A 20,131-nucleotide genomic window follows, 5' to 3' on the forward strand; every position below is an offset into this window, starting at 1 on the left:
TTACTTCACTCCTTCCAATTCTTCTACACCATTGCCGATGCCGCATACATAAAACTCGCCGGTCAGGCCGGTTCTTGCTTTGTAAGCTTCGCCTACCTCACGGATGAAGCGTTCTACATCATCTTCATGAACCAGTGATACTGTACATCCGCCAAAGCCCGCACCGGTCATCCGGGAGCCCAGTGTGCCTGGAATGCGCTGTGCTTCTTCTACCATTACATCCAGCTCATCGCAGCTCACTTCGTACAGGTCGCGAAGCGACACGTGGGAGTCGTTCATGAACAGCCCGAACTGCTTCAGATCGTTGTTCTTCAGCACTTCTACAGAGTCAAGCACACGCTGGTTTTCTTCCACAACGTGGCGGGCCCGGCGCCGTACAGTCTCATCAGCGATTTTGTGCTGATGAAGCTCGAACTGCTCCGGCTTCATCTCTGCCAGATAAGACAGGGAAGGCACTTCCTGCTTCAGGATCGCCAGCGCTTCTTCACATTGGCTGCGGCGCTCGTTATATTTGGAGTCTACAAGGCCTCTCTTTTTGTTCGTATTGCCGATTACCAGCTTGTAGGCCCCGGTTGCAAATGGAACCAGGCTGTATTCCAGTGTGTCACACATCAGGAGGATCGCATGATCACGCTTGCCGTTAGCTACTGCGAACTGGTCCATAATCCCCGAGTTGACGCCGACGTACTGGTTCTCGGCACGCTGGGACAGGAGGGCAATTTCAACCGTATCGGTATCTCCGCCCAGCAGGGACAGGAAGGCATAGCCTGTAACTACTTCGATGGAAGCGGAGGATGAAAGGCCGGAGCCGTTCGGGATTTCGCCGTGGAACAGCAGGTCGTAGCCGCCGGAGAGCGGAAGATCCTTTTTGGCCAGCTCAACCAGAACGCCGACAGGGTAGTCGACCCATTCGCCGGTTTTGGCTTTGCCGATTTCATTGTAGTCAATGGAAGCTGTGTAAGGGAAGTTCGTGGAAGCGAACTGCACCTTGCTGTCGCTGCGCGGACGCACGATCAGGGTTGTTCCGAAATCCAGTGCTGCCGGGAACACATAACCGCCGTTGTAGTCCAGATGCTCGCCGATCAGATTCACACGGCCCGGGGCGTAGAATACACGCGCCTCCTCCGTGCTCTCCCCGTATTGCTCGATAAATTTGCTGTTAAGTTCCTGTATGCTCATTAATGCCACTCCATCCTTTCGCTGGTTTCACTCTTTGGTCTTAGGTTCTTTTACTTGCGTCCTTTATGGTTACATTATAATAAAATCAGACTTGCCCTGATAATGCAATCATGTGTGTAATGTATGGATAAATGTGACTTTGCGCGTTATACTTTGATCAGGCCGGGCTTCAGGTTCTGAAGCCGCCTCCCTGCGTGCAGGGCATTGACAGCGTTAACTCAAGGAAAGGATCTGTCAGCGTGGAACATACCTATTCCGTAGGATCAAACCCCGTATATTACGATAAGCAGAATCTGCATGTGCTGTTTGCCGGCGAGAGCCAGACCCTGCCCGTCCATCAGGCCGGACCCAAAATCTACGATTATTATCTGCTTCACTTCATTGAATCCGGCTACGGACAGTTCACTACCGAGCACCGTAAATATTCGCTGGGGCCGGGCGACTGCTTCCTGATCCATCCCGGTCAGCTCGTCAGCTATGTCTCGGACCGGCAGCAGCCCTGGCGGTACCGCTGGGCGGCTTTTACCGGGGCTGATGCCGATGCCCTTGTGCTTCAGGCAGGCTTTGCGCCACAGCAGCCGGTGCTTCAGACCGCAGAAGGAACCGTATTCCCCTCGGCACTTGCCGGGATGATGCAGGCTTTTTATGCCAATAAAGAAAGCGCCCATCTTACTTCCCTCGGCTACCTGTACCTTGTCATCGGAGAAGCAGCCGAACGGCACCTCTCCGCATCACGGCTGCCGGGGGCAGAATCCCAGGTCAAGCGCACCGTGAAGCAGATGATCCACTATATGGCTTCCCAATATGCCCACCCGGTATCCATTGAGCAGATGTGCGGCAGCCTGGGGTACAACCGGGCTTACCTGTCAAGGATTTTCAAGCAGGAGACCGGCCTCTCGCCGGTCACTTACCTGCTCAAGCTGCGCATTGAGAAATCGCGCCAGCTGCTGCGCGAACGCCCCGAGCTGTCCGTCGAGCAGGTAGCCGCTTCGGTAGGATTGACCGATGCGCTCTATTTCTCCCGCCAGTTCAAGCGGTTCTGCGCACAATCCCCGACTGCCTACCGTCTGGCCACTGCCAGACACGGGGAGAAGTAGCCGCGCCATTTCCCGCCGGGTACGCCCCTGAACGGGTCGTAGTTCACGCTACGGTCCTTATGCTTGTCTGTCAGCCTTATCTTTATGTAGAACAACAGCCCGTCTCCTTCCAGGAAACGGGCTGTTGTTCTACTATACCTAAAACGCACTATAAAAATAACTGTATATGACTGTATGGAATACCTCTGCACCTGCCGCATTTTCAAATACCGCCTGCAGAGTTAAGCAGGTTGGCGCTCATTAATCAAGCTAAGCGAAAATCGGCAACTATTTCAGGGTTAACCAGCTTTGCGAAAATCTAGTTGGAAAAATGCTACTTAATGATACACTTTTCGCTCTAAACGAGTTGTTCGGCCTAAAATAAGTTGCGATTTTCCAACTAATCATTAGAAAAGCTGAATAACGGCGGAATTAGGTGGCGAAAAGCCACCTAGTTATCCGGGACAAGAGTACCAGCTTCCAACAGGATCTTAAAAACCAGCTGAATTCCCGCTTTTTCCAGACAATACCTCAACCCTCACTCTCAGTCTTCAGGATCGTGTCGATCCGGTCCAGCTCCTCCTGCGAGAATGCCGGATGGGACAGGCAGGCGATGTTCTCTTCAATCTGGCTGATCCGGCTGGCCCCGATCAGTGCCGAGGTCACCCTGCCCTCCCGAAGGGTCCACTGGAGTGCAAGCTGTGCCAGGCTCTGGCCGCGTGTAACAGCCAGCTGGTTAAGGGCGCGGATCTTGCGCTGCACCTCGGGCGTAATTCCGCTCTCATCCAGCGCCTTAGACGGACCGGCTGCCCGTGAATCCCCGGGGATGCCGTTAAGGTATTTACTCGTCAGCAGGCCCTGCGCCAGAGGAGTGAAGGCAATCGTGCCGACTCCATTGTCTTCAAGCACCTGCTGCAGCCCTCCTTCAATCCAGCGGTCCAGCATGGAATAGCGCGGCTGGTGTATCAGAAGCGGCGTACCCAGCTCCTTCAGAATACGGATCGCCGCAAGCGTCTGCTCCGCCGTATAGTTGGATAATCCGATGTAAAGCGCCTTACCCGAGCGGACGGCATAGTCCAGCGCCCCCATTGTTTCTTCTAGCGGCGTCTCCGGGTCCGGGCGGTGGGAGTAAAAAATATCAACATAGTCGAGCCCGAGCCGCTTCAGGCTCTGATCCAGACTGGCGAGCATGTATTTCCGTGAGCCCCAGTCACCATACGGCCCTGGCCACATATAATATCCCGCCTTGGTGGAAATGATCATTTCATCGCGGTAAGCGGAAAGATCACGGCTCAGCACTTTGCCGAACAGCTCCTCTGCCGAGCCCGGGGGCGGACCATAATTGTTCGCCAGGTCAAAATGGGTAATGCCGAGATCAAACGAGCGGGTAATCATCTCCCGGCCGTTCTCATAGGTATTGATTCCTCCAAAGTTATGCCACAGCCCCAGCGATATTGCCGGCAGCTTAAGGCCTGACCTGCCCGAGCGGTTGTAATGCATTGCTTCATACCGTTCATCGCTAGCCACATATACCATTGCTGATCCCTGCCTCTCGCTAACCTCTATTGGTTATCTACCCTAATTTAAACCTGGCGGTGACGTTATAATCTGCCACTCACGGAATGGCGGTTCACAGCTGCTCCATTACCCTTCCCATAACCTCCCCGATCCGATCGGTAATAATCAGGTCTGCCCGGTGGTCATAAGGAGTAGGCTCCCCGTTTAGCAGAACGGTATGCCGCCCGTGAAAATAGGTGACGAGGCTCGCTGCCGGCTGTACAGTGAGCGAAGTGCCGCCGATAATCAGCAGGTCGGCAGCAGCGATTGCTGCAACAGATCCGATCAGCACATCATGATCCAGCTCTTCTTCATACAGCACCACATCCGGCTTGATGATGCCGCCGCAAGCTTCACAGCGCGGCACCCTCTCATCAGAGCCTATAACGGCCTCTAAAGGATAGAAGCGGCCGCAGCCCATACAGTGGTTACGGTGAACCGAACCGTGAAGCTCGAATACGGCACGGCTCCCAGCTTTCTGATGCAGGCCGTCAATATTCTGCGTAATGACCGCCTTCAGCTTGCCCTGGCCTTCAAGCTCGGCAAGCAGCAGATGGGCGCCGTTCGGGACAGCCTCCGGGTGAAGCATTTTGCTGCGGTAAAAATCAAAAAAAATGTCCGGAGAGGACATAAAAAACCGGCGGCTGAGCATAACCTCAGGCGGATAAGGGGAGTTATGCTCATTCTGATACAGCCCGGCCGCAGAGCGGAAATCGGGAATACCGCTTTCCGTAGAGGTTCCGGCCCCGCCGAAGAATACAATATTTCCGCTGTTCTTAATCCAGGAAACCAGTGTCTGCACTCGATCCATACGCTGCACACGCATCCTTTCTCCAAAACAGAATTTAACCCGTAATACGAAGCTGATGGTAGCCTGTAATAATAGCATCTGCATCCAGCAGATGGCCTGCGGCGCCATCCGGCGAGATTCCGACGGACAGGCGCAGGCCGGCTCCTTTGCCAAGCTGCATATCCGCGTTGCTGTCTCCGATAATTACGGTGTTCTCAGGCAGAACACCCAGTTCACGGCAGGCCGTCTCTGCCATTTCGGGCGCCGGCTTGCCGTGAGTTACACGGTCTCTGGTAACCACCGTCTGAAAAAACCCTGCGATACCCATCCACTCCAGCTGCTCGCCGGTTGAGCGGGCTCCGTCCGAGGTAACAACTCCCAGCTTCAGCGATGCGGCTGCACACTGCTGTAGGAACGTCAGAAGCCCCGGCAAAGGTACAGCGGTACGGCGGGCCCGCAGCTCGTTCATCGCCTCTTTGACGATGACGTTCACACGGGCTAGCGCTTCATTCCAAGGAACGCCGGCCCCGTAGAGATGCCAGGCCAGTATGCCCGTTGTCTCTTCGGCAGTCGCCATCGCCAGCGGCCCGGCCGGGTCATAGCCGGTCAGTTTGCCGTCAGCGCCGTGGCGGGTCCCGAGTACACGGGACAGATCCGGCAGGCGGCTGCCCCCTATAAGGGCCATCTGGTCGTCCAGCTCCTGCAATACCAGCTCAGCCCAGGCTCCCCATGTCGCGAGCAGGTCCAGCAGGGTGCCGTCCTTATCAAATAATATGCACTGGCAGGGTACAGCCAGATGATTAATATGCAGCTGCGGCATCACCCGCCTCCTCTCCGTTTCTTATATGGATCAGCGCAGGTTGCCCAGCCAGTCCAGCATCGCCCGCGCCGTGCGGGTCTGCTGCTCCTCTTCCGTGATGGAAGGCTCCCCGTCCCCCTTCTGCGGGCCATAGCTTCCAAACTGGGCGTGATTTCCGCCCTCAATTGACAGATAAACGGTATTGCCTGGCAGGTAGCTGCGGCCTTCACTGTATTTTTCCCGGTCGACCACCGTATCTGCCGTACCAAGCACGGACAGGACAGACAGTGTCGTGTCCTTCAGGCCGCCCTTCTCATCAGGGTACGAGGCGAGGTAAAAGACCCCCTCGAGCTGATCCGCATGCTCTGCCGCATAGCGAGATGCCATAACACCGCCCAACGAGTGGCCGCCAATCACGAAAGACTGCTCCGGATGCCCGCTGATAATCTCCTCTGCCGCATCCCCCTTAATAATGGCCAGATTGAAAGGCATCTTGGCTATGTAGAACGGATGACCTGCGGTGGCAATTCTTTTGGCCAGAGGCGCGTACGCTTCCGCTTCCACAAGCGCACCCGGATAAAGAATAACGGCAGTGCCGCTTGCGACCGCCGGCTCAAAAGAGATCCAGCCGTCATTCTGTTCCACTGTCACTCCAGCGGCTGAGAGCATTGCAGTTTCGGCATTCTGCTCCGGCTCATACGGTGTCAGGTAATTCCACAGCAGCAATCCGGCAACTACCAGAAGGACTGCAAGCGATAGGAGAGCCCTGCGTCTGTTTATTATTTTCTTCATATAGATTCACTCCCGAGTACTGCATACAAAAAATTATAGAGGAATCAAAGAAATCAAACAACCTTCAACATATCGCCACAAATACCGCCCCTGATAACGCTTCCCATTGTGATTGAATTCACAATAATCAGCTCCAAAAACATGTATTTTAAAATTAAATTAAAAACTTTTGCATTGTGCAACTTTTGGGGGTTAAACCATGGAGAGGGAGAATACGCTGGAGGCGCGCGGAGAAACATTTTTTCTTAACCTGCGCTTCATGCTTATCGTCACAGTATTTGCCGGTAATGCCATTGAGCCGTTAATCAGCAGAATGAGCGGAATGCACGGGCTATATATGTGGATTTTCAGCTTTCATATGCCGTTGTTCGTGCTGGTAACCGGGTATTTTGCCAGAAAAAGCCTTACCGGAGGCGCGGGCCGCAAGGTACTCCTGCAGATCGGGATGCAATACCTGATTTTTCAGACCCTGTATTCAGCACTCGATGTTTCTCTTTTTCAGGTAGACGGCATTCATCACTCCGTATTCGCACCCTATCTCCTCCTGTGGTTTCTGGCCAGCCATGCCTGCTGGCGTCTGCTGATGCTCGGTATGGGCAAATGGTCCGCACCTGCACAAATTGCTTTTGCTGTAACGGCCGGCGTGGCCGTCGGCTATCTGCAGGTTGATGGGGTCTGGTTCAGCATCAGCCGCACCTTTGTCTATCTGCCTTACTTCGTAATCGGCTATCATTTCTCTTTCGGCGCCTTCACCAGGCTATACCGCAAATATTTCAAGACAGCCGCTGCTGCCGCCTCGGTGCTGTTCCTGGCCGTTCTGGCTGTAGCAAGTCCCGAGCTTCCGCTCGGCTGGCTGTACGGCAATATGACCTACATGCAGCTTGGCGCTGCCGAATGGTATGCAGGTGTATACCGGCTGGCGGTGTACACGGTGCAGATTGCCGCATCCCTTGCTTTTCTCGGGCTCGTGCCCTATGGTGTGAGCCGGATGACCGACTGGGGCCGCCGCACCCTGTATGTCTTCCTGCTGCACGGCTTCATTGTGCGGCTGGCCGCGGTCTCCGGAATTTACGGCTATCTCGGCAATACCGCCGGAGCCCTTCTGCTGCTGCTCGCAGCCGTTCTCTGCACCGTGCTGCTGGCCCAGCCGGCTGTCAAACGGTGGCTGCATCCGCTGGTTGAACCGCCGGTGGACTGGATGATCACCCTGCAGCGTGCAGCGCTGCGGCGTACCCCATAAACAAGGGGCAGCCTTTCGCCGCCCTCAATATAAACGCCCGGCCCCTTGAGCGGTTATCCGCATCAGGAGCCGGGCGTTTATATGTCTAAAGGCTGTTTACTCAGCATGCAGAGTATAACTGATTTTCATAATGATATTTTGCCCGTAATCGCCAAATCCGCGGCCGAACAGGTTAAGCCCGCCCTGATGAACGGCCTCCGGCTGAATGCCGATCCGCAGCCGCATTTTGGGGCTGCCGTTAATGTTCAGTTCTCCGAGGCGCACCTCCGATACCCGCTCCAGATCAAGCGTTGTCTGATCATGATCCACACGCCATGTTTTAAGATAACCGTATTGTGTGGACCCGTCAGGCCACCACTGCGGGTTCAGCCGCCCGCGCCGGTCGCCGAAATCGCCGGGACTTGTCCACAAGCCGATTTCCACACCATTTACCATAACGGAAATGTCCGACGGCCAGTTCTGATCATAATTGGGGGCCTCAGAGCACATCTCCATTGACAGCTCAAGCGCCTCAACCTCAGCTTCGTCCGGCAGATCTACCGGCAGCAGATATTCAAGATATCCCTTGCGCAGCCAGATAATCTGGGCATTGACATGCTTGGGATGATAAAAGCCAGCCGGTTCATCCTCCTTTATAATAAGCCCCTCTGAACTTGCCATTCCGCAGGTAGGCTCTACCTCACAATCGCTGTAATGACCAACCGGCATGTCCACCTCATAGACGTAGGTCTGTTTGTTCTCCAGCCCCCGGTTTTCATTCAGATTAATCTTAATATTACTGTAATTGCTGCTGCACAGCTTCATTGCTCCGCGGGATGCAGGAACAGCTGCTGTACGGATCAGTCCCGCGGCCTCCAGCACTTTAACGTGGCTCGCTACCGTCGATACGGGAAGCTTCAGCCTGGCGGCAATTTCAATGATATTCAGATCCTCTGCAGCAAGCAGCCGGAGCATCTCCACCCTTGAACGCGTTGATAAAGCATGGGTTACCGCAACCAGCCGGTCCGGGTCCTCAAAGCTGAGCTCCAGCACAAGGCTCACCTCTTTTCCAGATAAATAAATAGTTACACTCACTCCATCATCAAGCTGCTTCATTAACATGCTGCAACAAGCTACAGCGGTTCATTCATCATAATCGCCCGGAGAGCGGCCAGCGGCGCTTTCGGCTTTCGGTCATAGGTCAGCAGCCCATTGATTTCCTGCTCGACATCCGTCAGCTGAGTATAGCAATAGCCCTGAATCACCGGTGAGTTGAACATGGGCCCGACAACCGCCTGCAGCCGGCTCAGGAAATCCGCTTCGTTCTCTGCTCCGGAGTAGCCCCAGCCCTCCTGCTCGCTTTTTTTAAAGGCAATGCCCCCGAACTCTGACACAAGCAGCGGCTGCCCTGGTAAGAAGCGCCTCCCACAAAAATCCTGCGGTTCGCCGGCATGGCACTAACGGCCGATTCTACCGAGGCATATCTCCGTTCCAAAACTTCCCGGCAGCTCTCATAGTCGTGGATGGTAACCAGGTCTGTCGTCATATGTTCCCAGCCGTCATTATACACCACCGGTCTTGTTCCATCGAGGGATTTGGTCAGATGATACATGGCCAGCCCGTGCTGCTGCTGGCGCCCATCAACCTGCACATTGGGAATCCCCCAGCTCTCATTAAGCGGAACCCACGTCACAATGCAAGGATGGTTATAGTCACGCTCCATAATCTCCAGCCATTCCTGCGTAAACCGCCGGACATAGGCTTCGGAGAATTCATAAGCATTCGCCGCCTCACTCCATACCAGCATGCCGAGCCTGTCGCACCAGTACAGAAAACGCGGGTCCTCCGTCTTCTGGTGCTTGCGGACACCGTTAAAACCCATCTCCTTAGCCAGCTCGACATCGCGCCGCAAATCACCGTCAGTGGGAGCGGTCAGAATCCCTCCAGGAAAATAGCCCTGGTCGAGGACAAGCCGCTGATAATACGGCCGGTTGTTCAGGCATAGCTGCCCGTCCTCAACAGATATTTTGCGCATCCCGAAATAGGCATCCGCTTCATCTATAACAATTTCACCGCGGACAAGCTGAAGCCGGATATCATATAGATTCGGATGCTCCGGACTCCACAGCCGCCCAAGCCCGTGATCGGTAAAGTCGCCCAGTCCGATGCTCCGCTGGTGTTCAGCCCCGTTAATTGTATATTCATCCTCAGCAATCTGCTCCTGTTCAAAACTTATCCTGATACGGAGTTTAAGCTTGTCTGACGCCTCATACCCTTTAAAAAACGTATGGATCCGGACTTCGTTGCGGTCAATATCAGGGGTGAACATTGTTTTGGACAAATGAACTTCAGATACCGGCTCAAGCCATACACTTTGCCAGATTCCGGTTGTACGGGTGTAAAAGATGGAAGCAGAGTTCTCCAGCCAATACTGCTTCCCCCTTGGCAGGGTGACATCACGGCTGAAATCCTCCGCCCGCACCACAATTCTGTTGCCGCCTTCAGCCAGCGCTGCCGTAATATCAGTCTGAAAAGGGGTATGCCCCCCTTCATGCATAGCTACAAGCTGCCCGTTCACCCAAACCTTGGCCAGATAATCAACAGCCCCGAAATGCAGCACAACCCTTCTGCCGCTCCAGTCTGCAGGAATGTCAAACGTTCTACGGTACCACACCACATCGTGAAAAGAAGGGTCGCCAATCCCGCTCAGCCTGCTCTGAAATGCAAACGGCACCTGAATCGTCCTGGAAGAGAAAGCATCCGTGTCCCCCAGATACCAGCGTTCCGTCTCACCTGCCCGTTCATCATCAAAGCTGAAATCCCATTGTCCATTGAGGCTTAACCAATCCTTGCGGACAAACTGGGGTCTTGGATATTCCGGACGGGGGATACATGTACTTACGGATTCTGTCGCCAAAATGAGCTTCACTCCTGCCCTTGTATGTTTTGTTACTAATTTTCTGTAATATACTCTTCTTTTAGCAAACGTTAAAACACAATACGCGTAATTCAATTCAGATTATAAGGACGTTTCCAATGACTGTCAACGCTTTCAGGTGCTGATTTTTCAAGAGATATCCGGATAGGTATAGCTTGTAGCTCACACCTGCAAAATTTATTTTATTACAATATTATTGTAATAAATAATAAAGGCCATGCTCCACTCTTTCTTTTCAAAAATGTCCGATACTCACAGACCGCTTACAGCCTGATAAAAGACAGCTGCAGCTCCAGAAAATGACCTGATTCTCCCAAGCCGACAAACTTCACATTGTCCGGTAGAAAAAACAGGCCTTTTATGATAGACTCACTAATAACAATGGCACGCTGCCTGCTGAAGCAGGACAGTCTGGCCCTGTTAATACGGCATTATTTTTTATAGAAACGGCTCCGCCCTCCTTCTGCAAGATGAAGCTGGACCCCGTTATTTCTATAATCCGCAGACACGCAGCTTTCGGGATTGCAATGCGTTAATGCGACACTATATCCGTTCAACAAATTTCGGGAGGGAATGTTAATATGGCAGCCAAGAAAATGCGTTCAGACATGATTAAAAAAGGCTTCGACCGTGCTCCGCACCGCAGTCTCCTGCGTGCAGCCGGAGTTAAAGAGGAGGATTTCGGCAAACCGTTCATCGCGGTCTGCAACTCCTACATTGATATTGTACCTGGTCATGTTCATCTGCAGGAATTCGGCAAAATCGTCAAGGAAGCGATCCGCGAAGCCGGCGGCGTTCCTTTTGAATTCAATACGATCGGCGTAGACGACGGAATCGCCATGGGCCATATCGGTATGCGCTATTCACTGCCAAGCCGTGAGATCATCGCTGATGCACTGGAAACCGTTGTTTCCGCGCACTGGTTCGATGGTATGGTCTGCATTCCCAACTGTGATAAAATTACCCCCGGCATGATGATGGGCGCCCTGCGCGTCAACATCCCGACCATCTTTGTCAGCGGCGGACCAATGAAAGCCGGCGTAGACAGCAAGGGCAATAAGCTCTCCCTGACCTCCGTATTCGAAGGCGTAGGCGCGCATCAGGTCGGCAAAATTAACGACGCTGAGCTTCTGGAGCTTGAACAATACGGCTGTCCGACCTGCGGTTCCTGTTCCGGCATGTTCACCGCGAACTCCATGAACTGTCTCGCAGAAGCTATGGGTCTAGCCCTTCCGGGTAACGGCACAATCCTGGCTGTTGCTGAAGAACGCAGAGATTTCGTACGCAAATCAGCAACCCAGCTGATGGAGCTGATCAAGCTGGATCTGAAGCCGCGTGATATTGTAACCAAGGAATCGCTGGATAACGCCTTTGCTCTTGATATGGCAATGGGCGGCTCGACAAACACAGTGCTTCACACACTGGCCCTGGCTCAGGAAGCTGAAATCGATTATCCGCTGGAGCGTATCAATGAAGTGGCTAACCGCGTACCTTATCTGGCCAAGCTGGCTCCTGCTTCCGACATCTTCATCGAGGACGTTGACCGTGCAGGCGGCGTAAGCGCCGTGCTGAACGAGCTGCTCAAGAAGCCGGGCGCTCTCTTCGGCGACTGCATGACCGTTACCGGCAAAACCATTGCCGAGAATGTCCGCGGTCACGAAATTCTGGATACCAGTGTCATTCATAAGCTGGATAATCCATACTCCGAAGTAGGCGGTCTCGCGGTACTTTACGGCAACCTGGCACCGGAAGGCTCGATCATCAAGGTCGGTGCGGTTGACGCATCTGTAGGCGGCTACCACAAAGGACCGGCGATCTGCTTCGACTCTCAGGAAACGGCGCTGGAAGGCATCGCTAACGGCAAGGTTAAAGAAGGCCATGTCGTAGTTATCCGTTACGAAGGTCCGAAGGGCGGACCGGGTATGCCGGAAATGCTTGCCCCTACCTCCCAGATCGTCGGCATGGGCCTCGGCGCCAAAGTCGGCCTCATCACCGACGGACGTTTCTCCGGCGCATCCCGCGGCATCAGCATCGGCCATATCTCGCCGGAAGCTGCTGAAGGCGGACCTATCGCGTTCGTTGAAGACGGCGACATCATCGAGCTGGATCTGATCAACCGAAAGATCGAGCTGCTGGTTGATGAAGAAACCCTCGCGACCCGCCGCTCCGGCTGGAAGGGCTTTGAACCTAAGGTCAAGAAAGGCTATCTGGCCCGCTATTCCGCGCTCGTTACCAATGCAAGCAAGGGCGGCGTGCTGAAGATTTAATTGTTTATATTCAGGCCCCGGACGTGTGAGACGTCCGGGGCTTTTTTGTGTCCCGGCCTCTGCTGCACTCGCGTCCTGGGCTCCCTTGGACGAAATGAACGACACCTGCATTTGCAGGCAGCGTCTCCGCCAAACGAATAACTGCAATTTGTACAGATAAAAGGCCTGTTTTTGCCGGAAATGGCCATATAGCTGTATTCTGTGCAACTAAAACACCGTATAAAGCCGCTTTGGAGCGATTCTGGCTGAAATAGCTGCACATAGTACATTTATAAGGCCAACGCATCCGGATAAGACCGTTTTAAGTGTATAAAGTGCAGCTAAGCTTACAAGTAGGCGGGTAATCCGCCAAACTATATTCAGTATTAGACGAAAATAAGAGAACGACCGGCAGGTCGCGTAACAGAAACAAAAAAGACAGGGGCTTCAATAGCCCCTGCCCTGTCTTGTCTTGTCTTTTCTTGCAAAAGGTTATAACGATAATAATAGCCTGGTTACTGCTTAATGCTAATAAAGCCAACGATCGCTGACCAGATTATACTCACTTAGCTGACAAATCAACGAATCTACCCGCTGAGCAGCTTAATGTACAACCGTCGCTCCCGGAAGCTCTGCCTCCAGGGCAAGTTCCTCTTCCCTTACCCGTTCACGCGCCTTAACCTGCTTCTGCGGCCGCTGGTGGTTCATCCTGCCCAGCAGCTCCGATACCGGCATCAGCATCATCTTCGGCACCAGCACCTCACTGCGTTCCTTGAGCCGTGCACCGCCTGCCGGATGAATGACGCTGAGCAGAATGCTCAGATAAAACTTGGTCGAACGGGCAAACCAGCCGTCCGGCAGATCCAGCACCATAAAGCCGAACTTCTCCGGCCCGCGGTTGAGCATGCTCACCCCGTACAGCGCCTTGGCCTCTGCGAGATCTACATCTGCAGCAATCCGCTCTGCCAGCACCGGCAGATCCTTTTCCATGCGGCGGATCATCCGGATGGCCAGCTGCGCAGAGGACCGGGAGTGCACGCCGAGCTCAAAGAGCTGTCTGTTGTCGATGTGCAGCTCGATGATCGGATCGCCCTTGGTCAGGCGTTCGCCGTTATCCATCAGCACAGGTTCCCCCTGATACTTGCGCAGCCGGTAATGCAGGAACGGGTCAGCGGGTGCAATCGTCTTGATCCGGAACAGGAACTGGAAGCACTGCTCCCAGATCAGCCACAGGCCGACGACCAGCCGTTTGCCGTAGGAGAGCTGTGTGACCGGGGAGGTCTGCACCTGCCGGATCATCTCGTCGATCCGGATGCTCCGCAGGCCCCGGCGGCGGGCCTCATCCAGCATCCGTTCGAGGGCAACCAGCATATGCTCCGGCGCTTTCGGATCGGCACCGAGGGTCGTTCCGCAATCATGCAGAAGCATCACCTCTCCGGGACCCAGCTTGTTAAGCAGCTTGCCAGCCAGGCGTTCTGCGCCAAGCTTCTCCTTCCAGTCGCCGAACATTGCCGACCATAATACGATCTGCACCTGGCGGCGCTTGGAGAAATCGAACAGGTTGACGATGCCCCACGGCGGCCGGTAGTACGTGCTGCGTACACCTGTAATACTGTAAATAATGTCATCTGTGCGCTTGATCTGCTGCTTGACGGTTGCAGGCCGCATCAGCCAGTTTGTTTTGTGCACATAATTATGGATTCCGATGAGATGACCCTCATCATGGATACGCTTTATAATCTCCGGATTCTGCTCGGCGTGTGAGCCGACGACAAAGAAGGTTGCCTTGGCATCATACCGTTTCAAAAGATCCAGCAGCAGCGGTGTATAGTGCGGGTCCGGCCCGTCATCAAAGGTCAGGGCAAATTCACTGCGCCCGATTCCTTTGCGGAAGACGCGGTAACCGAAAATTCTGCTGATCATCCCGGGAATGAAAGCATAGAAGGTAGAAATGTAAAATAACCAGAGCAGCAAAGTCTGCATGTATATTCCCCGCTTTTCCAGAGTTGACTTTGGCTCGTCTTACGGGTACGGCCAAGTAGGGTGACACCTATCGGACAGTTCCGAAAAAAAACGTTACCCCCTATTTTAACACAGGTCATAAAGAAAAAGACGCATTTTTATTAAAATCGTGTACAATGAATGGAAGATAAATTTGTCATTATCTCTAAAAAGAAACCAATGTTATGGAGCAACGTAAAATCAGCTAAATCCGTGTAATGGAAAAGGAGTCGTGTTAATCTATGCTGCCGCTGTACAAAAAATATTGGCGAACGTTCTTTGACATCGGGCTGGTCGTGCTGACGGTGTATCTCGTTATGCTCGCGTTCAGCAAGCTGTACCAGCTCGCCGCGCCTGTATTTCTGTCGTTTTTTGTTTTCCTGTTGATTGAGCCGCTGGCCCGCTTCCTTAACCGCAAAGGCATGGGCAAGCCCTTTGCCTCAGCCATCTCGGTGCTGCTGTTTCTGGTCATTCTGCTCGGTATCCTGTTTGGTGCCGGCTTGCTTATCGCCACCCAGGCGCTGCACTTCCAGGATAGCCTGCCGAGGTACACGCAATCATCCAGCTGCATTTCACCGAAGCCACTACATATCTACAACAGCAGATTGATGCACTGCCGGCCGATCTGACCGATAAAATCAACGGCTATTTCACAGATGCCACCAATGTCCTGTCTGACTGGCTGGTTGTTTTCCTTAAATATATGATCGGAGCGCTTGGTTCCTTCTCTTCCTTTATGGGTAATTTCGGCATTGCAATTATTCTTGCCTTTTTCCTCAGCATGGAGATCAAGGACTGGCGCAAAATTGCCCATGACAAAATGCCCAAGACGTTCAAGACTGCTTACGCTTTTGTCCAGGGGAATGTTTTTAAGGCCATTGGTTCTTATCTCAAGGCTCAGCTGATCCTGATCGGCATCACCTTCGTTATTGTACTGGCCGGCTGCTCATTCTTGGAACCGGCAATGTGCTGACAATGGCGCTGATCTGCGCCGTATTCGACGTGCTGCCGCTGCTGGGTGTATCCACCATCCTGATTCCCTGGATCATCTACCTGTTCATTGTCGGCAACACTTCCCTAGCCATCGGACTGATCGTGCTGCTCGCCGTTGTACTGATTGTAAGACAGCTGCTGGAGCCCAAAATTACCGGTAATTCCATCGGGGTCTCCTCCGCTTTCCTGATGCTGTCCTTTGTAATCTTCTCTATGTCGGCCTTCGGTGTCGCCGGACTGATTCTGTCGCCGATTCTGCTCATTCTGATCAAGGAGCTGATCCAGCAGGGCTATCTGCAGCGCTGGATCTATCTCCCGCAGGAAGAGTTTATTGTATCCCCGTTCGCCGCATCCGGTCCGTCCACTGCCGGCGGCACGGTGTCCGGTGATTCCGCCGCTGAGCCTCAGGCTCCGGAAGAGGCGGACAGCAAATCAAAAATCTGACCGAACAGCCGGGTAGCGGTATGTTCACTCTCGGGGTCCACGTTCTCAACAGCAACGGAGACAGCATACCGGGGATGGTCTGCCGGCCCGTAGCCGATAAACCACTGGTTGTTGCGCGGCACACCCTTCACCATCGTCTGGGCCGTTCCGGATTTGCCGGCGACCGGCCACTGCGTGCTGCGCAGCCGTTTGCCGGTTCCCTCCGTAACGACCAGGCGCATCCATGACAGCAGTGCCTGTGAGGTCCCGCGGGAGATGGCGCCTGCGGAAGCCGGCGCCAGATGGGCGGGCAGCTCCTGCAGCGTCTGCCCGTTCCGGAACGCGACGCGCTGCAGAATGCGCGGCGCCCGCACTTCCCCGCCATGCAGCAGCGTCACTACCAGATTCGCCGCCTGCAGCGGCGTCATGGTTACATCCCGCTGGCCAATGGCGGTCTGCACCCTGGCCCCGGCGTCGTCCGGTACCAGGGTGCTGAAGATCCGGCCCGGCTGCTCGCCAGCCAGCGGCCGGAGCAACGGCTGGCCCAGCGTGTCCGCAGCCTGCCAGCCGATGTCCCTGCCCAGGCCGAGCGCAAGCGCTGAGGCCTGGAGCTGAGCGCCGCTGAGCCGCTCGGCCAGCGTAGCGAATACGGTATTGCAGGACACGGCGAACCCTTGCGCCAGCGTGAGGGAGCCGTGTTGTTTGCCGTGCGGGCAGGACAGGTGATACCTGCCGAATTCGCCGGAGCAGAAGAAGCGTTCCTCCGGCGAGGTCAAGCCGGCTTCGAGGGCTGCGGCGGCTGTAACAATCTTGAAGACCGAACCGGGGATAGCCGCCTGCAGTGCCCGGTTGTTCCATTCGCCCCCTTCGGGCGAGATATGGTCCGGGTCATATAGGGGCAGTGAAACCATAGCTTCAATGTCCCCTGATCTGGAGTCCAGCACAACCACCGCCCCTTCCTTCATCCCGGCTTCCACAGCCAGCTTTTCTATCCCTTCCTGGAGCTCTTTATCTATAGTGGTATATACAGAGAGCGGATAATACGGATTCCCAGGTGTCCTAACTTTCAGTTCGCTGCCGGGAAGCCGGTTGCCGCGGGCATCCACCTGTGCAAAGACTTCCGTATGACCGACTCCCTGCAGCAGCGGCTCCAGCGTCTTCTCAAGCCCGGCCGTTCCGGCCAGCGGAACCCGCAGTCCGGTCGGAGACTGCTTAGCGGCCGCAGGTGACATCTCAGACAGATACCCCAGCCACTGGCGTCCAGATGCAGCTCCGTCATATCTGCGGGCAAACGGCAGCGCGCGAACGTAGCCGAGCTCAAGCTGTTCTACCTGCTCCGCCTGATCCTGGGTCAGCGCCAAAGGCTTCCGGCTTCCGGCCGAAGGCCAGAGCAGCGGCTCTTTCAGGCCGCTGATCCGGCTCTCCAGCTCGCCGTACGTCACTCCCAGCACAGTGGCAAGCCGCTGCAGCTTCGGTCCGTCTGCCGCTCCCTTCCGCTCCTCTTGCGGAAAAAATGCCGCCGTCCATACCGTCTCGCCGGCAAGCGGCTTGCCGCTCCGGTCATAGAGCCGCCCTCTCCCGCTGTCAAGCACCATCTCCCGCTCACTTTGAATTTCGGCCATTTGGGCCATGGTATATGCGGCGCCCGGCACGTTCCTGTCCTTCAGCACAAGCTGCACCCAGGCCAGCCTGATTATCAGAACTCCAACAAGAGCCGACAAAATAAGCAGGCTCCAGACAATACGCTTTTTGATGTATTTATGCAAGGTTATTCCTCCCGCTTGCCGCCTGTACCTAATCCGGTCAGGACTTCTGCACCTATTATGCCCACCTTCCGGATAAATTACATAACCCTGCATCAGCGAAATAAAAAATCCGTACCATCCCAATGGACAGTACGGCTAATAATAGTCATTCTATACGTTGAACCTGGACAGCCGCTCCTTGAGCCGGAGAGAAGCATTCTCCAGCTTACCTGAAAGCTCAACCAGATAATCACTCACATTCTGCTGTTCACCACTGAGAGAGGCAACCTCTTCGGAGGCCGCAGAGGATTCCTCGGCAAACGAGCTGACGTTCCCGATCGTCTCTGACAAACCTCTTTGAGACTGGCTTAATCCGGCGATGGAATCCGAGACGGAATCCAGGCTCGCTATGAACTGGTTCATCCGCTCCTGTACCGATACAAAAATTTCACTTGTATCCCGGACCGAGGCCATCTGTTCCGTAAAGAGCGGGGCTACTTGAGACAAGGCGTTCACCGTCTCATTGATATCCTTAATAATCGTGTCGGTAGTTTCCGCGACCAGGGCAATCGAGCGCTTGGACTGGTCGGCAAGCTGGCGGATTTCATCGGCCACCACCATGAAGCCGCTGCCCGCCTCGCCTGCACGCGCTGCTTCGATAGTGGCATTCAGCGACAGAATATTCGTCTGCTGCGTGATATTCTGCATGACATCCAGCACTTTGATGACCGAGGATGCCGTCTCCTGCAGCTCGTTCACCTTCTCCACCAGGGTACCGGTCATTCTGCCGGTGCTACCTGTTCTGTCCAGGAGTTCCTGCAGCCTGGCAACTCCCTCCTGGCTCGATTGCCCGACACTGTGTGCCGTGCTGCTCATTTCCTGTGCTGCAGAGATAACCAGGGCTGTCTGGCCGGATATCCGCTCCGTCATTTCATTACCCCGGTCGGCTTCAAGCGCCAGACTGCCGGCTCCGCCGGCAATCTCCTCCGTTGCGGAAGCGATATCCCGGGCCGCCATCGCCGTCTTGCGTGACGCTTCGCCCAGAGCGTCTGCCGTCTCAAGCACTTCACGGGCGGTTTCATTCGTATGTACTACAAGCTCATTAATCCGTTCCATCATCATATTAAAGGAGCCGGAGAGCTGGCCGATTTCGTCCCGTGACGTTACTTGGGTGCGTACCCTGAGGTCTCCCTCCGCTCCCTGGAACATCAGCGTTTTCAGCCGGTTCAGCGGTCCCGAAACCATCCGCATCATCCAGAAGCCGATTAAAACGGCAATAACGCCGGCGGCTGCAACAGCAATATATGTGGTATTCAGGATACGCCCGGCTTCCTTAGTCAGATTGTCCGCGGGGACTACGCCCAGAACCCTCCATCCCGAGCTTGCCAGTGTGCCGTACACCGCCAGAATGGATTTGCCCTGCTCATCCTTGGTCGGCAGCGAGCCTGATGCCTGACTCAGGCCATTGAACAGTGTTCCGCCCAGGCGCAGATAAGAATCCGCCTCCTGATGCTGTGAGGTAGCAATGAGCTCATCTTTGCTTGTCAGCAGCTGAATGTAGGAATCCGCACCCAGGCTAACCTTGCTTAGCTGGTTCTCGATATCGGCAGTCTTGATATCACAAACTGCAATATAACCTGCGTTCCCGGAGTTACTGCTAACCGATTTGGCAAAGTGAAAGACCCCCGCATTCTCCCCTTGCTTCACAGCCTGTGTAATCCATACACTCTGGGGCTGCTTTTGCAGCTGGCTGAACCAGTCGTTGCCCCGTATTCCTTCAATAAATGTGTTATCAGCCGCTCCGGAAGCCAGAACCGGCAGGCTCTCATCCAGCGGAACAAGATATACAGCCTGCATATTACCGGCTGCATTGAGCCACTGGTCCAGAACTGCCTGGATCCGTGCAGCCGCTGCCTCCCGCGTCCCATTGTCGGATGACGACGTTCCAGACTGGACAGCCTGCACAATCGTCTCGTTGTAAAACAGCTCACCCAGCCTGTCCTCAAAACGCAGCAGAATAACATCCAGCTTCTCAGCCGTCTGCTGAACGGTCTGTTCGTTAGCTGCCAGAGCATTAGTTTCAATCGTATGTTTAGCTACAGAGTACGAGGTATAGCCAAGTGCCAGCACTATTCCCATAGTGGTGATGAAAAACACCAGGAATAGCCGCGTTCCCAGCGATCTGGATGGAAGCAGCCGGGCCAATCCACTGCTGCCTGCTCTTGATTTACTCACAAAAAACCACCGCCGAATCTTTATTATCATTTGCACATAACCGCATTTAATCATAAACGATTAAGCTTACAGTTGCTGTGATTTTGTTCTATCAGGCGAATGGTGTCGAAGATTCTTGAAATGATCGGAATCCCCACC

General features: G+C 54.4%; 12 protein-coding genes and 2 pseudogenes. 4 read left to right on the forward strand and 10 right to left on the reverse strand.

The features are described 5' to 3' along the window. Entirely contained in the window at positions 1-1,179 is a 1,179-nt protein-coding gene (locus tag AWJ19_RS30310; RefSeq protein ID WP_068729100.1) for a galactokinase, read from the reverse strand. Between the two features lie 239 nt (positions 1,180-1,418). Between AWJ19_RS30310 and AWJ19_RS30315 the strand changes: the two genes are divergently transcribed. Then, positions 1,419-2,276, forward strand: a complete 858-nt coding sequence (locus tag AWJ19_RS30315) for an AraC family transcriptional regulator (protein ID WP_068729102.1) — start codon at positions 1,419-1,421, stop codon at positions 2,274-2,276. Between the two features lie 510 nt (positions 2,277-2,786). Here AWJ19_RS30315 and mgrA read toward each other — a convergent pair. The 4 genes from mgrA to AWJ19_RS30335 all read right to left on the reverse strand — a co-directional run bounded on the left by mgrA (position 2,787) and on the right by AWJ19_RS30335 (position 6,193). Beyond that, complete coding sequence (gene mgrA / locus AWJ19_RS30320; protein WP_068729104.1) at positions 2,787-3,791, reverse strand: L-glyceraldehyde 3-phosphate reductase; 1,005 nt, start codon at positions 3,789-3,791, stop codon at positions 2,787-2,789. 94 nt (positions 3,792-3,885) lie between these two features. Beyond that, the gene (locus tag AWJ19_RS30325) at positions 3,886-4,623 is read right to left on the reverse strand and encodes an NAD-dependent protein deacylase (protein WP_068729195.1); all 738 of its coding nucleotides are present in this window, start codon (positions 4,621-4,623) and stop codon (positions 3,886-3,888) included. A 34-nt stretch (positions 4,624-4,657) separates the two neighbouring features. After that, entirely contained in the window at positions 4,658-5,422 is a 765-nt protein-coding gene (locus AWJ19_RS30330) for an HAD-IA family hydrolase (RefSeq protein WP_068729106.1), read from the reverse strand. A gap of 30 nt (positions 5,423-5,452) precedes the next feature. Beyond that, positions 5,453-6,193 (reverse strand): alpha/beta hydrolase, encoded by a 741-nt coding sequence (locus tag AWJ19_RS30335; RefSeq protein WP_068729107.1) that lies wholly within the window; start codon positions 6,191-6,193, stop codon positions 5,453-5,455. Positions 6,194-6,392: 199 nt separating this feature from the next. On the opposite strand from AWJ19_RS30335, the gene AWJ19_RS30340 reads away from it, so the two are divergent. After that, positions 6,393-7,433, forward strand: coding sequence for a fucose 4-O-acetylase (locus AWJ19_RS30340; RefSeq protein ID WP_068729109.1), 1,041 nt, complete (start codon positions 6,393-6,395; stop codon positions 7,431-7,433). 96 nt (positions 7,434-7,529) lie between these two features. Here AWJ19_RS30340 and AWJ19_RS30345 read toward each other — a convergent pair whose 3' ends face one another. Further along, a complete protein-coding gene (locus AWJ19_RS30345) occupies positions 7,530-8,465 on the reverse strand; it encodes an ArsR family transcriptional regulator (RefSeq protein WP_068729111.1) in 936 nt (311 codons plus the stop codon). 80 nt (positions 8,466-8,545) lie between these two features. Further along, positions 8,546-10,329 (reverse strand): annotated as a pseudogene (locus AWJ19_RS30350) (sugar-binding domain-containing protein). A 602-nt stretch (positions 10,330-10,931) separates the two neighbouring features. On the opposite strand from AWJ19_RS30350, the gene ilvD reads away from it, so the two are divergent. Further along, the gene (gene ilvD, locus AWJ19_RS30355) at positions 10,932-12,617 is read left to right on the forward strand and encodes a dihydroxy-acid dehydratase (RefSeq protein ID WP_068729113.1); all 1,686 of its coding nucleotides are present in this window, start codon (positions 10,932-10,934) and stop codon (positions 12,615-12,617) included. Between the two features lie 582 nt (positions 12,618-13,199). Here ilvD and AWJ19_RS30360 read toward each other — a convergent pair. Next, positions 13,200-14,579, reverse strand: coding sequence for a polysaccharide deacetylase family protein (locus AWJ19_RS30360; protein WP_068729115.1), 1,380 nt, complete (start codon positions 14,577-14,579; stop codon positions 13,200-13,202). Positions 14,580-14,839: 260 nt separating this feature from the next. Here AWJ19_RS30360 and AWJ19_RS30365 point away from each other — a divergent pair. Next, positions 14,840-16,034, forward strand: a pseudogene (locus AWJ19_RS30365) (AI-2E family transporter). Here AWJ19_RS30365 and AWJ19_RS30370 read toward each other — a convergent pair. Next, positions 15,995-17,779 carry a penicillin-binding transpeptidase domain-containing protein gene (locus tag AWJ19_RS30370; protein WP_068729117.1) on the reverse strand — a complete coding sequence of 595 codons (1,785 nt, stop codon included), beginning with the start codon at positions 17,777-17,779 and terminating at the stop codon, positions 15,995-15,997. The pseudogene AWJ19_RS30365 and the gene AWJ19_RS30370 overlap by 40 nt on opposite strands. 150 nt (positions 17,780-17,929) lie before the next feature. Next, positions 17,930-19,993, reverse strand: coding sequence for a methyl-accepting chemotaxis protein (locus tag AWJ19_RS30375; protein WP_198536674.1), 2,064 nt, complete (start codon positions 19,991-19,993; stop codon positions 17,930-17,932). Positions 19,994-20,131: the final 138 nt, after the last annotated feature.

It is taken from the genome of Paenibacillus sp. DMB5 (assembly GCF_001517085.1).
Taxonomy (GTDB): Bacteria; Bacillota; Bacilli; order Paenibacillales; family Paenibacillaceae; genus Paenibacillus_AQ.

Coding starts and splice junctions, on each gene's coding strand:
- ilvD (WP_068729113.1), top strand. CDS start 10,932: ATGGCAGCCAAGAAAATGCGTTCAGACATGATTAAAAAAGGCTTCGAC.
- AWJ19_RS30330 (WP_068729106.1), bottom strand. CDS start 5,422: ATGCCGCAGCTGCATATTAATCATCTGGCTGTACCCTGCCAGTGCATA.
- AWJ19_RS30310 (WP_068729100.1), bottom strand. CDS start 1,179: ATGAGCATACAGGAACTTAACAGCAAATTTATCGAGCAATACGGGGAG.
- AWJ19_RS30335 (WP_068729107.1), bottom strand. CDS start 6,193: ATGAAGAAAATAATAAACAGACGCAGGGCTCTCCTATCGCTTGCAGTC.
- AWJ19_RS30360 (WP_068729115.1), bottom strand. CDS start 14,579: ATGCAGACTTTGCTGCTCTGGTTATTTTACATTTCTACCTTCTATGCT.
- AWJ19_RS30340 (WP_068729109.1), top strand. CDS start 6,393: ATGGAGAGGGAGAATACGCTGGAGGCGCGCGGAGAAACATTTTTTCTT.
- mgrA (WP_068729104.1), bottom strand. CDS start 3,791: ATGGTATATGTGGCTAGCGATGAACGGTATGAAGCAATGCATTACAAC.
- AWJ19_RS30325 (WP_068729195.1), bottom strand. CDS start 4,623: ATGGATCGAGTGCAGACACTGGTTTCCTGGATTAAGAACAGCGGAAAT.